This is a genomic window from Streptomyces sp. MST-110588, assembly GCF_022695595.1.
GTDB lineage: Bacteria > Actinomycetota > Actinomycetes > Streptomycetales > Streptomycetaceae > Streptomyces.
In genome coordinates this window covers 5,578,799-5,592,809 of sequence record NZ_CP074380.1, presented here as the reverse complement: position 1 = coordinate 5,592,809, position 14,011 = coordinate 5,578,799, and the positions used below count along the sequence as shown (strand labels likewise).

General features: G+C 70.0%; 7 protein-coding genes. 4 read left to right on the top strand and 3 right to left on the bottom strand.

The window, feature by feature from the left end; all coding sequences use genetic code 11:
• Window positions 1-148: 148 nt before the first annotated feature.
• The gene (locus KGS77_RS24340; protein ID WP_347404590.1) at window positions 149-2,026 is read right to left on the bottom strand and encodes an ATP-binding SpoIIE family protein phosphatase; all 1,878 of its coding nucleotides are present in this window, start codon (window positions 2,024-2,026) and stop codon (window positions 149-151) included.
• Window positions 2,027-3,126: 1,100 nt separating this feature from the next.
• On the opposite strand from KGS77_RS24340, the gene KGS77_RS24335 reads away from it, so the two are divergent.
• Together KGS77_RS24335 and KGS77_RS24330 are read left to right on the top strand one after the other, a co-directional pair.
• Window positions 3,127-7,128 (top strand): HAMP domain-containing protein, encoded by a 4,002-nt coding sequence (locus KGS77_RS24335; protein WP_242585100.1) that lies wholly within the window; start codon window positions 3,127-3,129, stop codon window positions 7,126-7,128.
• Between the two features lie 26 nt (window positions 7,129-7,154).
• Window positions 7,155-7,742, top strand: coding sequence for a response regulator (locus tag KGS77_RS24330; RefSeq protein ID WP_242587658.1), 588 nt, complete (start codon window positions 7,155-7,157; stop codon window positions 7,740-7,742).
• Window positions 7,743-7,977: 235 nt separating this feature from the next.
• Here the strand turns inward: KGS77_RS24330 and KGS77_RS24325 are convergent, their stop codons facing one another.
• Window positions 7,978-9,864, bottom strand: coding sequence for an AMP-dependent synthetase/ligase (locus KGS77_RS24325; protein ID WP_242585099.1), 1,887 nt, complete (start codon window positions 9,862-9,864; stop codon window positions 7,978-7,980).
• Between the two features lie 341 nt (window positions 9,865-10,205).
• Window positions 10,206-12,068, bottom strand: a complete 1,863-nt coding sequence (gene lepA / locus KGS77_RS24320) for a translation elongation factor 4 (RefSeq protein WP_242585098.1) — start codon at window positions 12,066-12,068, stop codon at window positions 10,206-10,208.
• Window positions 12,069-12,259: 191 nt separating this feature from the next.
• Here lepA and rpsT point away from each other — a divergent pair, with 191 nt between their 5' ends.
• Complete coding sequence (gene rpsT / locus KGS77_RS24315; protein ID WP_242585097.1) at window positions 12,260-12,526, top strand: 30S ribosomal protein S20; 267 nt, start codon at window positions 12,260-12,262, stop codon at window positions 12,524-12,526.
• A gap of 393 nt (window positions 12,527-12,919) precedes the next feature.
• Window positions 12,920-13,885, top strand: a complete 966-nt coding sequence (locus tag KGS77_RS24310) for a hypothetical protein (RefSeq protein WP_242585096.1) — start codon at window positions 12,920-12,922, stop codon at window positions 13,883-13,885.
• The last annotated feature ends 126 nt before the right edge of the window (window positions 13,886-14,011 follow it).

Below are 14,011 nucleotides of genomic sequence, written 5' to 3'. Positions count from 1 at the left end.
GGTGTACGGGGGGGCGGAAGGGCGGGCCTGTGGGGGTACGTGGCCTATGGGCCGTAGACAGGGCCGACGGCGGACGGCGCCGACGGGGAACGGGGACGGCACCGACGGGGACGGCACCGGCGGAGGCAGCGTCGGCGGGTGGCTGCTTCTACTGGGGCCAGGCCGCCTGGAGCACCAGCATGGCCAGATCGTCGTCCGGCGGTGCCGAGTCGAAGTCGTGCACGGCGCGCCGGAGGTATGCGGCGATGCCGGAGGCGTTCAGGCCGGTGCAGGCCGCGAGGGTGGCCGCCAGCCCGTCCTCGTCGTCGAACAGCCGGCGGCCCGACCGGCGCTCGGTCACCCCGTCCGTGACGCACAGCAGGCTCTCGCCCGGCAGGAGGTCGAAGGACTCGCTCTCGTACGCCGCGTTCTCCATGACGCCGAGCAGCACCTGCGGGGCCGCCACGACCCGGACCTTGCCGTCGGCGCCCAGCACCAGCGGAAGCGGGTGGCCGGCGCTGGCGAGGGTGCAGCGGGCGCCGCCGCCGGGCCCCGGATAGGGCACGATCTCGCCGTACAGGAGGGACAGGAAGCGGGCCTGCTCACCCTCGTCCCGGAATTCGACGGCCGGCTCCAGTACGCTGCCGGCCGCGACGACCGCCGCCGCCACCGCCGCCACCGAGTCGGCGGCCTCCCGCGCCATGGTCTTGTTGAGCCGGTCCAGGACCTCCGCGACCCCGAAGCCGTCCCGCGCCAGCAGACGCAGTACGGGCCGGGCCAGGCCGGTCACCGCCGCCGCCTCGGGGCCGCTGCCGCACACATCGCCCAGCGCGAAGCACCAGCGTCCGCCACCGGCCTCGAACAGGTCCCAGAAGTCGCCGCCCGCCCAGGCGCCCTCGCGCGGCTCGTAGACCACCGAGGACTCGATTCCGGGCACCGTCACCCGCCCGGCGGGCAGCAGCCTGCGCTGGAGGACCTGGCTGATGCGCTCCTGGCGGGCGTAGGCGCGGGCGGTGGCGATGGCCTGGGCCGCGCGCCGCGCCAGATCCTCGATCAGCCCTCTGACCTCGTCGGGGAAGCGCATCAGTCCGGCCCGGCCGAGCAGCAGCGTGCCGTGCCGGCGCCCGCCGGCGACCAGCGGGCAGGCCAGCGCCGCGCCGCCCGGCCCGTATCCGCACGGTTCCTGGGGCCAGGGCCAGGGCACCGCGGGGCCGGCCGGACCCGCGGGCTGTCCGCCCCGGCCCGCCCGGTCGGGCACCGGCGGGTCCTTCTCCAGCACCATGCGCAGCGCCTCGATCCGCGCCTCGTTGGAGTGCCAGACGCGGGCCAGCCGCGGCTGGCCGCCCTCCCCCGGGCCGCCGCCGGGCGCGCCCCCGTCGTAGAGCCACACCGCGCACCAGTCCGCCAGTCTCGGTACGAGCAACTGCGCCGTGACGGAGGCGGCCTGGTCGACGTCCAACTGACCGGCGAGCAGGTCGGAGGCCTCGGCGAGGAAGGACAGCGCGCCGTGGTTGATCCAGTCCGCGTCGGCCCGGCGCAGCGCGGCACGCTGCGGTGAGGGCGCCAGCAGCTCGGCGGCGCGCAGCCCGCGCTGGAGGGCCTGCTCGTCGTAGGAGGACGGCAGGTTCCAGGTGTCCGGGCGGTCCGCCTCGTCGGCGATCAGCCGCAGCCACACGCTCTTCATGTCGCGGCGGTAGGTCACGCCCCAGGACTCGGCGAGCGCGCCGACCAGTTGCAGGCCGTGGCCGCTGCTCTCGGTCGGCGCGGTCTCGTGGTGGCCCCGTACGGCGCGGGCCGGGTGGTGGTCGGACACCTCGAAGACCAGCGCCGCGCGCGGCCCGTCGGCTTCCAGCCGGGCCATCAGCTCCACGGCCGTGCCCGCGTGCACCACCGCGTTGGTGACCAGTTCGCTGACCAGGAGGACCGCTTCGTCGGCCAGGCGGTCGTCGAGGGATTCGGCGCCGGGGAGCCCCCGCGAGATCCAGTCGGCGAGGGAGGCCCGTACGAACTGGCGGGCGGCAGCGGCGGCGCTCGGATTGCCGGGCAGCCGGCCCCGGCGGGTGCTGCCGCCTCCACCGTGCGCGCCGCCGGGCGCGGCGGAACCGACACCGCAGTCAAGACCGGGATCGACAGCGGCATCGATACCGGATCCGGCGCCGGGGCCGGATCCGGACCCCGGACCGGTTCCGGGTCCGAGGCCGGGGGCCGTCGCGGGCGCGCCGTCGGGGGCGCGGCCCGTACCGCTGTCGGGGGCGCGGCCCGTACCGCCGTGGGTGTCGACGTCGGAAGCGTTCGCGCGAGAGGCGGTGTCCGCGGACGAGGACGCGCTCACGGAAGAAGTGCTCGCGGGGGAGCTTTCGGAACGGGAAGCGGAACCCGGGCCGGGCACGGACGCCGTACCGGTCGATGCCGTACCGGTCGATGCTGTACCGGTCCCGAGGCCGGGGCCGGGCCCGGAACCCCTGCCGTCCCCGGAACCGGCGGTGCCCTCGGTCCTGGGGCCGTGATCCGGCCCGGCACCGGGGCGGGCCTTGCCGCCGGCGTCGCTGTCCGTACCGGAACCGCCCTCGCAACCACCGCGGCCCGCCTCGGTGGGCGGGCCGGCGCCGGCGGGAACGGAGGCCTGCTCTGGAGAGGAGCCGGCCGGTGCGGAGGCACAAGCGGAAGGAGAACCGGAAGGAAGGACGGGAGGAGAGCCGGAGGGAAGACCGGCGGCGGGCGCGGGCCCGGACGCAGGCCCGGAGGCGGGCGCGGGCGCCGCGGCGAAGGGGCCGGTGGACGCGGGCGCGCCGCGGCCCGGCGCGGCGCCGGACCGGCCGCCGTCCGTGCCGTCCCGCTCCCCGCACGCACCCGCGCCGCACGTACCGGCAGCGGGCTGACCGGCTCCGGTACGGGCCGCCGCACGCGCCCCGGCGACGTCCCTCGGTGATGAAGTCGGCGTCCACATTGAGCAACTCCCGAGCAGTTCCGCAATAGCGCCAAACACGCCACTGCCAGAGTGACAGACTGAGCGCGCCTATAAGCACCGAGTTACTGAAGTGGGCGGTCATGGCAGTGGATTCGGCAGTTCCCCGAGTGTCGGGCGCGTCAAGTGGTGACCAGGTCCGTGAGGCGGACCTCAGACCGCTTCTGACGGCGCTGACGTCCATGTCGGCCGGGGACTTCCGTACCCGGCTGCCGGTCGCCCACGAGGGGGTGCTCGCCGAGCTGTCCGCCGTCTTCAACCAGGTCGCGGCCCGCAACCAGCACCTGTCCGACGAGCTGTCGCGGCTGCGCTCGGAAGTCGTACGGCAGGGGCGGCTGGACGAACGGATGTCGGCGAGCCCCGGTCCGGGGACGTGGGCCACCTCCGTACAGGCCGCCAACGCCATCATCGACGCCCTGGTCATCCCCACGGCCCAGGCCACGCAGGTGCTGGACGCGGTGGCGGGCGGCGACCTGACGCTGCGGGTGGACCTGCACGACGGCAACCGCCCGCTGCGCGGCGACCGGCGCCGCCTGGGCCGGGCGGTGAACCGCATGGTCGACCAGCTCTCCCTGTTCACCGCCGAGGTCACCCGGGTGGCCCGCGAGTCCGGGACGGAGGGCCGGCTCGGCGGCCGGGCGAAGGTGGCGGGGCTGTCGGGGAGCTGGCGGGATGTCACCGAGGCCGTCAACACGATGGCGGCGCGGCTGACGGCCCAGGTGCGTGACATCGCGCTGGTGACCACGGCGGTGGCGCGCGGTGACCTGACCCGTCAGGTGACGGTCGAGGCGGCGGGTGAGCTGCTGGAGCTGAAGATGACCGTCAATACGATGGTCGATCAGCTCTCGGCGTTCGCCGACGAGGTCACCCGGGTGGCCCGCGAGGTCGGCACCGAAGGGCAGCTCGGCGGCCGGGCGCAGGTCAGGGGCGTGTCGGGGGTCTGGAAGGACCTCACCGACAACGTCAACTTCATGGCCTCCAACCTCACCTCCCAGGTACGCAACATCGCCCAGGTCACCACCGCCGTCGCCAACGGCGACCTCAGCCAGAAGATCACCGTCGACGCGCGCGGCGAGATCCTTCAGTTGAAGCTGACGGTCAATACGATGGTGGACCAGCTCTCGGCGTTCGCCGACGAGGTCACCCGGGTGGCCCGCGAGGTCGGCACCGAAGGCCGGCTCGGCGGCCGGGCGCACGTCCGCGGGGTGTCGGGGGTCTGGAAGGACCTCACGGACAACGTCAACTTCATGGCCGACAACCTGACCAGTCAGGTGCGCAACATCGCGCTGGTCGCCACCGCCGTGGCGGAGGGCGACCTCGGCAAGAAGATCACCGTCGAGGCCAAGGGCGAGATCCTGGAGGTCAAGTCGACGATCAACACGATGGTGGACCAGCTCTCGGCGTTCGCCGACGAGGTCACCCGGGTGGCCCGCGAGGTCGGCACCGAAGGCAACCTGGGCGGTCAGGCGCAGGTCCGCGGCGCGTCCGGCGTCTGGAAGGACCTCACCGACAACGTCAACTTCATGGCCTCCAACCTCACCTCCCAGGTACGCAACATCGCCCAGGTCACCACGGCGGTGGCCGACGGCGACCTGTCCAAGAAGATCACGGTCGACGCGCGCGGCGAGATCCTGGAGCTGAAGGACACCGTCAACAGCATGGTGGAGCAGTTGCGGGCGTTCGCCGACGAGGTCACCCGGGTGGCCCGCGAGGTCGGCACCGAAGGCAACCTGGGCGGCCGGGCCCAGGTCCGCGGCGCGTCCGGCGTATGGAAGGACCTCACCGACAACGTCAACTTCATGGCCTCCAACCTCACGACCCAGGTACGCAACATCGCGCTGGTCGCCACCGCCGTCGCCCAGGGCGACCTTTCCAAGAAGATCGACGTGGACGCGCGCGGCGAGATCCTGGAGCTGAAGACCACCCTGAACACCATGGTCGACACCCTGTCCTCCTTCGCCTCCGAGGTGACCCGGGTGGCCCGCGAGGTGGGCAGCGAGGGCCGGCTCGGCGGCCAGGCCCGGGTCGAGGGCGTGTACGGCACGTGGAAGCGGCTGACGACGAACGTCAACGAACTGGCCTCCAACCTGACGACGCAGGTACGGGCCATCGCCGAGGTCGCCTCCGCGGTGGCCGCCGGCGACATGACCCGTAACGTCACCGTCGAGACCCAAGGAGAGGTCGCCGAACTGAAGGACAACATCAACCTGATGGTCTCCAACCTGCGCGAGACCACCCGCGCCAAGGACTGGCTGGAGTCGAACCTGGCGCGGCTGGCGGGCCTGATGCAGGGCCACCGCGACCTGGTGGAGGTCGCCGATCTGATCCTGCGCGAGCTGACGCCGCTGGTGAACGCCCAGTACGGCGCGTTCTTCCTGGCCGACACCGACCCCGACAGTCTCCACCTGGCCTTCATCGCCGGCTACGGCTCGGCACAGGACACCACCCTCGACACGCCCGGGTCCCTGGACCACGGCCTGGTGCGCCAGGCGGCGCTGGAGAAGAAACGCATCCTGGTGGAGGAGGCCCCGCCGGACTACATCAAGATCAATTCGGGTCTGGGCGAGGCCAAACCGGCGACCGTCGTCATCATCCCCGTCCTCTTCGAGGACCAGACCCTGGGCGTCATCGAGCTGGCCTCCTTCTCCCGCTTCTCCGACGTCCACCTCGCCTTCTTCGACCAGTTCGTCAACACCATCGGCGTCGCCATCAACACCATCGTCGCCAACTCCCGTACCGAATCCCTGCTCGGCGAGTCCCAGCGGCTGGCCCGCCAGCTCCAGGAGCGTACGGACGAACTCCAGCGCCGGCAGGCCGAACTCCAGCGCTCCAACGCCGAACTGGAGGAGAAGGCCGCGCTGCTGGCCAGCTCCTCCCAGTACAAGTCCGAGTTCCTGGCGAACATGTCGCACGAGCTGCGCAACCCGCTGAACTCCCTGCTCATCCTGGCCCGGCTGCTGGCCGACAACCCCGACGGGCACCTGACGGAGCAGGAGGTGCAGTTCGCGGTGACCATCCACCGCTCCGGCTCCGACCTGCTCCAGCTCATCAACGACATCCTGGACCTGTCCAAGATCGAGGCCGGCCGGATGGACGTACGCCCCAAGCGGCTGCCGCTGATCAAGCTGCTGAACTACGTGCACGACACCTTCCGCCCGATGACCCTGGACCGCGGCCTGGCCTTCGAGGTGTCGGTGAGCGAGAGCGTCCCCAAGGAGCTGTTCTCCGACGAGCAGCGGCTCCAGCAGGTGCTGCGCAACCTGCTGTCCAACGCCGTGAAGTTCACCGCCGCCGGAAAGATCGACCTGCGGGTCGACCGCGGCGGCCAGGACGACTCGATCGCCTTCACCGTCACCGACACCGGCATCGGCATCGCCCCCGAGAAGCTGCCGGTCATCTTCGAGGCGTTCCAGCAGGCGGACGGCACGACCAACCGCAAGTACGGCGGTACGGGCCTGGGCCTGTCCATCAGCCGCGAGATCGCGGGCCTGCTGGGCGGCCGGATCACCGCCTCCAGCCGGCCGGGGCACGGCAGCGTCTTCACCCTGTACGTACCGGCCGTGTGCCCCGGATACGCCGATCTGCCCCCGGACAGCTCACCGCAGGACCAGCGTCCCGAAACCGCCCGGTACCTCAACGGTCCCCTTCCGCAGCCGCGTACCGGCGGGCCCGGCAGCCGGGAGGACTCCCCGTGGCCGACCGCCTCCCGTCTGGAGGACTGGGTGACCGGCCCGGCCGGCACCCTGCTCTCCGGCTGTCAGGTACTGGTCGTGGATGACGACATCCGCAACGTCTTCGCCCTCACCAACGTCCTCAGCCGGGTGGGCATGCGGGTGGTCTACGCCGAACACGGCCGCGAGGGCATCAAGCTGCTGGGCAAGAACCCCGGCATCAACCTCGTCCTGATGGACATCATGATGCCGGAAATGGACGGCTACGAGACCATCCGGGCCATCCGCCGCACCCCCCGCTTCGCCGACCTGCCCGTGATCGTCCTCACCGCCAAGGCCATGCCCGGCGACCGTGAGAAGTCCCTGGAGAGTGGCGCCAACGAATACGTTCCCAAACCCGTTGACGTGGACCGCCTGCTGACGGTGGCCGTGGAGCTGCTGTCCCGGCAGCAGAATGCCGCCCCGGCAGCGGACGGCGCATCCGACACGCTCGACCCCGAGGCGACACCGTAGGGGTCCTTAAGGCTCAGAGGCCCATGATGACCAATGGAACCTGCACCGACGCGGAAGACCGGGCGGGGATCCTCCTCGTCGACGACATGGAGGACAATCTCGCCGCCCTGGAGGCGGTCCTCGCCTCCCTGGGCGAGCCGCTCGTGCGGGCGCGCTCGGGAGAGGAGGCGATGAAGGCACTGCTGCGCCAGGAGTTCGCGGTCGTCCTGCTGGACATCCTGATGCCCGGCATGGACGGTTTCGAAACCGCGTCCAACATCAAACGCCTCGACCAGACCAAGGACATCCCGATCATCTTCCTGACCGGGACCGACAGCGACTCCGGATTCGCCTTCCGCGGCTACTCCACCGGTGCCGCGGACTACCTCACCAAACCGTTCGACCCATGGGTGCTGCGCGCCAAGGTCAGTGTCTTCCTGGACCTGCACCGCAAGAACCGGCAACTGCGGCGGCTGATCGAGCAGAACCACCACCGGATCGGCCGGCTCGCGGAGCGGATCGGCGAAGTGGAACGGCAGTTGGCCGACAGCGACACATTGGACGTACGCGAACTGGCGCAGAGCGTGGCACGGATGGAGGAGTCGGTACGGGCGCTGCGGCGCGGGGTGCTGTGAGAGGGGTGCTGTGAGCGGGGGGTGCTGTGAGCGCGGCGTGCTGTGAGCAGGAGGTGCCGCCGGGGCGGGGTATCGGCCTGGCCGGGGTGGGGTGGCGTACGGGCGCGTATGGGGCGTACGCGTATGGGGCGTGCGCGTACGCAGCAGGCGCGCAGGAGGGAGTGCGGAGCGAGGCGGGGGCGCGCGGGCGCGGCCGGGGTGATACCCGGTACGCCCGCCGCGCCCGGCGTGCCCGTCAGGTTTCGCGTGTCCCCGCGTACATCTCCTCCAACAGGTCCTTGAACGTCCGTTCCACCACCGGCCGCTTGACCTTCAGGCTGGGTGTGACTTCCCCGTGCTCGATGTCCAGGTCACGCGGCAGCAGCCGGAACTTGCGGATCCGCTGCCAGCGCTGGAGCCCCTCGTTGACCCGCTGCACATATCCGTCGATCAGCGCCCGCGCCTCCTCGGAGGCGACGACCTCGGAGTAGGTCTTCCCCTCCATGCCGTGCTCCCGGGCCCAGACCATGATCGTCGGCTCGTCGAGGGCGATCAGCGCGCTGCAGAAGTTCCGGTTGGCGCCGTGCACCAGCACATTGGAGACGAACGGGCAGACCGCCTTGAACTGACCCTCGACCTCGGCCGGCGCGATGTACTTGCCGCCGGAGGTCTTGATCAGGTCCTTCTTGCGGTCGGTGATCCGCAGATAGCCGTCCGGGGACAGCTCGCCGATGTCCCCGGTGTGCAGCCAGCCGTCCGGTTCGAGCACCTCGGCGGTCTGCTCCGGCATCCCGTGGTAGCCCTGCATGATGCCCGGCCCGCGCATCAGGATCTCGCCGTCCTCGGCGATCCGTACCTCCGTACCGGGCAGCGGCTTGCCGACCGTGCCGGTGCGGTACGCCTCGGGGTTGACGAAGCTGGCGGCGCTGGACTCGGTCAGCCCGTACCCCTCCAGGATGTGGATCCCGGCGCCGGCGAAGAAGTAGCCGATCTCGGGCGCCAGCGCGGCGGAGCCGGAGACCGCGGCGCGCAGCCGTCCGCCGAAGGCTTCCCGCAGCTTGCTGTAGACGAGCGCGTCGGCGACTTTGTGCCGGGCGGCGAGCGCGAAGGGCACCGAGCCGTTGCCCGTACGGCGGAAGTTCTCCTGGGAGACCTTGGCGTACTCGCGCGCCACACCGGCCGCCCACTGGAAGATCTTGAACTTGGCGCTGCCGCCCTCCCGCGCCTTGGCCGCGATACCGTTGTAGACCTTCTCGAAGATCCGCGGAACGGCCGCCATATAGGTCGGCCGCACGACCGGCAGATTCTCGATGATCTTGTCCACCCGGCCGTCGACCGCGATCACATGACCGAGCGCGATCTGCCCGGCGGTCAGCACCTTCCCGAAGACGTGCGCCAGCGGCAGCCACAGGTACTGCACGTCGTCCTCCAGGACCAGCCCGGTCGCCTGGATCGCGCGCGCCATGTACGACCAGCAGTCGTGCGGCAGCCGTACGCCCTTGGGCCGGCCGGTCGTACCGGAGGTGTATATGAGTGTCGCGAGTTGGTCGGCGCGCAGTGACTGCACGCTGTCCTTGACGCAGGCCGGGTTCCTCTCCAGGTAGGCCGCGCCACGCCGTTCCAGCTCGGCCAGGGAGATCACCCAGTCCTGCGGGTCGCCCTCCTCGGCCTTGGCGTCCGCCTCGTCGATGACCACGACATGCGCCAGGTCCGGCAGCTCGGCGCGCTTCTCGCGGGCCTTGGCGAGCTGCTCGGCGTTCTCCGCGATCAGCAGCCGGCTGCCGGAGTCGGAGAGGATGTACGCCGTCTCCTCCGCGTTGGTGCTGGGGTAGACGGTGGTGGTGGCGGCGCCGGAACACAGCACCCCCAGGTCGGCGAGAATCCACTCGACGCGGGTGCTCGCCGCGAGCGCCACCCGCTCTTCGGGGCGCAGGCCCAGCTCGATCAGGCCCGCGGCGGTGGCGTACACCCGCTGCGCGGCTTCGGCCCAGGTCATCGAGCGCCACTCGTCCGGGCCCCGGCCGGAGGCGCAGGGCACCGGGTAGCGGAACGCCTCGGCCTGAGGAGTTGCCGCGACGCGTTCCAGGAAGAGGGCCGCCACTGAGGACGGCCGGTTCTCGATCAACGTCTGGGTGTCCGTCACGGCATCCTCCGGGGCCCGCATCGTTGCTGGTGACTCGCGAGTAACCTTCGAGCAGTGATCAGGGTAGAGCGCCATCCGCCGCCATGTAAGGGGCTGCGGCCGACTGGTTCAGGATGTGACCAGCCCGATAGGTGCCACATACATGCAGGGCGTACGACTCCCTGCGCCACATGCCCGGCGTACGACAAAAGCGCCCGCCCCGAAGAGGGACGGACGCTTTGCCCGGCGTCACTGTCGTACGACACGACGCCGAGGTCACCAGAAAGTCAATCCTGGCTCCCGAAAGTCACCCGCCAGAGTGACTTTTCGTTCACGGGCTGTACGCGGACGTCAACGCGAGGTCACTTCTTGGCCTTGGCGTCGCCGTCGTCGGAGGACAGCACGGCGATGAAGGCTTCCTGCGGAACCTCCACACTGCCGACCATCTTCATCCGCTTCTTGCCTTCCTTCTGCTTCTCCAGCAGCTTGCGCTTACGGGAGATGTCGCCGCCGTAGCACTTGGCGAGGACGTCCTTGCGGATCGCGCGGACCGTCTCACGGGCGATGACCCGGCTGCCGATGGCGGCCTGGATCGGCACCTCGAAGTTCTGCCGCGGGATCAGCTCGCGCAGCTTGGCGACCAGCCGCACACCGTACGCGTACGCCTTGTCCTTGTGCGTGATCGCGGAGAACGCGTCGACCTTGTCGCCGTGCAGCAGGATGTCGACCTTGACCAGGTCCGAGATCTGCTCACCGGTGGGCTCGTAGTCCAGCGACGCGTAGCCGCGGGTCTTGGACTTCAACTGGTCGAAGAAGTCGAAGACGACCTCGGCCAGCGGCAGCGTGTAACGGATCTCCACGCGGTCCTCGGAGAGGTAGTCCATGCCCAGCAGGCTGCCGCGCCGGGTCTGGCACAGCTCCATGATCGCGCCGATGAACTCGCTGGGCGCCAGGATCGTGGCCCGTACGACCGGCTCGTGCACCTGATCGATCTTGCCTGTGGGGAACTCGCTGGGGTTGGTGACGACATGCTCGCTGCCGTCCTCCATGTCCACGCGGTAGATCACGTTCGGCGCGGTGGCGATCAGATCCAGGCCGAACTCGCGCTCCAGACGCTCACGGATGACCTCCAGGTGCAGCAGGCCCAGGAAGCCGACGCGGAAGCCGAAGCCCAGGGCCGCCGAGGTCTCCGGCTCGTAGACCAGCGCGGCGTCGTTGAGCTGGAGCTTGTCCAGCGCCTCACGCAGCTCCGGGTAGTCCGAGCCGTCCAGCGGGTACAGACCCGAGAACACCATCGGCTTGGGGTCCTTGTATCCGCCCAGCGCCTCGGTGGCACCCCCACTGAGCTGGGTGATCGTGTCACCCACCTTGGACTGGCGGACGTCCTTGACGCCGGTGATCAGATAACCCACCTCACCGACCGACAGTCCGTCGGCGGCGGTCATCTCGGGCGAGTTGGTGCCGATCTCCAGCAGCTCGTGAGCGGCGCCGGTGGACATCATCTTGATGCGCTCGCGCTTGCTGAGCGTACCGTCGACGACCTTCACGTACGTCACCACGCCACGGTAGGCGTCGTAGACGGAGTCGAAGATCATCGCACGGGCGGGCGCGTCCTTGACGCCGACCGGCGGCGGAACCTCACGGACGACCTTGTCGAGCAGCTCGGGGACGCCCATGCCGGTCTTGGCGGACACACGGAGCACGTCGGAGGGGTCGCAGCCCACGAGGTTCGCCAGCTCGGCGGCGAACTTCTCGGGCTGGGCGGCCGGCAGGTCGATCTTGTTGAGCACCGGGATGATCGTGAGGTCGTTCTCCATCGCCAGGTACAGGTTGGCGAGGGTCTGCGCCTCGATGCCCTGTGCGGCGTCGACCAGGAGGATGCACCCCTCACACGCGGCGAGGGAGCGGGACACCTCATAGGTGAAGTCGACGTGGCCCGGGGTGTCGATCATGTTGAGGATGTGGGTCCTGCCACTGTCCTCGCTCGGCGCCCAGGGCAGCCGGACCGCCTGGGACTTGATCGTGATGCCGCGCTCGCGCTCGATGTCCATGCGGTCGAGGTACTGCGCGCGCATCTGCCGCTGATCGACGACACCGGTGATCTGGAGCATCCGGTCGGCGAGCGTGGACTTGCCGTGGTCGATGTGCGCGATGATGCAAAAGTTACGGATGAGAGCCGGGTCGGTACGGCTCGGTTCCGGCACGTTCGTAGGGGTCGCGGGCACGCAGGGTCCATTCAGTGAACGCGGGTAGGCGGGACTCGGTTATATGTGTGCCCCCTATCGTCCCATGAGCGGCGGCCCCGGTCCGGTTTGGGAGGCCGTGACCACTGCTGGTAGCCTGGTCCACTGCGCTTTGTGCCCTCTCACGTGCGAGGCGCGACTCGAAATTCCAACGAACCTGAAAAGGCTCTTTCGTGGCGAACATCAAGTCCCAGATGAAGCGGATCAAGACCAACGAGAAGGCTCGTCAGCGCAACAAGGCTGTCAAGTCCGCTCTGAAGACCTCGATCCGTCGTACTCGCGAGGCCGTGGAGGCCGGTGACCTGCAGAAGGCCACCACCGCCGCCGCCGAGGCGAGCAAGAAGCTCGACAAGGCCGTCAGCAAGGGCGTCATCCACAAGAACGCCGCCGCCAACAAGAAGTCCGCGCTGGCCAAGAAGGTCGCCGCGCTCAAGGGCTGACCTCAGAGCTTTCTTTCGCCGGCAGGGACCCAGCGGCCCCTCTCTCCGCTCCTTCCGGTGCACCACCGCGCCGCACGCGGCCTGCGTTCGCCACGCGGGTGCGGCGCACCTGTTCCGTCCGTGGAACGGAAACAACGCCTCAGGCACACGGCCTCGCATCCACCCTTCCCCAGGGTGGTGCGGGGCCGTTTGTCGTGTACGGACAGGGGCGGGGCCGTGATGACGTCAGCCAGGACCCGGGTCCTGCCCTGAGGTGAGGTCCTGGTCCGCCATCTGCCGCTCGGCCTGCCGGAGCGGCGCCCTGCCGTTGGTCACATTGACTCTCATACCGGTAATTGAGGACCGAAGCTTCCTGGTCCTGCGGGGGCGGTCCGGTCCGCTACGCTGCGGCGCATGTCCATTTCGGGGGATCAGAACCATCCCTACGCACAGCCGCAGCCTCCCTCCCAGCCACCGACACCACCGCCGGGCCCGTACGGCCAGGTGGGGCAGAGCGGCCCGGCAGGAACGGGGCCGGCGGCCCAGTCGGCCGGCCCGGTGCCCGCGCAGCAGAACCCGTACGCCCAGTCGGCCCCCTACCCGTCCCCGGGCCAGCCCCCGGCCGGGACGTACGGCTATCCGGCACCCGGCACCGGCCTGCCGCCCAGCACGCCCCCGGGCGGACCCGGCTCTCCCGACGCCCCCGGGAAGGGCGCACGCGGCTGGCTGTGGGCGCTCGGCGGGGCCGTCGGCGCCCTGGCGATGGGCGGCGCCGTACTCTTCGCCACCGGCGCTTTGGAGGACGCACAGCCCACCGCCGATCTCGCGGGCTACTCGTACACCAGCGACCTGTGCGCCATCACTTCGCTCACGCCCTATGAGAACGCGGGTTTCAAGACGAAACCCGCCGGCAGCGCGGGCTCGAAGGGGGACAACCCCCAGCACAGCGGCATCCAGCAGAACTCCCTGGACTCCATGTGGTGCAACACCGAGCTCCAGCCGTCCAGCGCGGGCAGCGGAAGCAGCACCGACTACTCCTCGATGTGGGTCTACAGCGCGGCCACCTTGCACAAGAAGGCCGACCCGACCCCGGAATTCGCGGACACCTACCACGCGTACGAGAGCCAGAAGTCCTCGATCACGTACAAGGTCACGCAGGTCTCGGGCATCGGCGACGAGGCGTACCTGGTGACCCGCAACGAGGAGAGCAACAGCACCAGCTCCTATGTGCTCCTCGGCGTCCGACAGGGCTGGATGACCTACCAGGTGACCTGGTCCAGCTACACCTCCAGCAGCTCCGGCAAGCCGCCGAGCACCGACCAGATCGCGGACATGCTGAAGAACAGCACGACGGAAACACTGAAGAAACTCCGCCACTGACACCCGCCACACGGCCGTGACCGCCCCACCCGGCAGGCCGCAGTGCCCTGGGCCCATGCGACCTGTGCACCCGGGACCCGGCCACCCTTCACCCGGCTTCTTAACAGCGGCAGCCGGCCGATTCCG

Coding starts and splice junctions, on each gene's coding strand:
- KGS77_RS24335 (WP_242585100.1), top strand. CDS start 3,127: ATGTCGGCCGGGGACTTCCGTACCCGGCTGCCGGTCGCCCACGAGGGG.
- KGS77_RS24330 (WP_242587658.1), top strand. CDS start 7,155: ATGACCAATGGAACCTGCACCGACGCGGAAGACCGGGCGGGGATCCTC.
- KGS77_RS24310 (WP_242585096.1), top strand. CDS start 12,920: ATGTCCATTTCGGGGGATCAGAACCATCCCTACGCACAGCCGCAGCCT.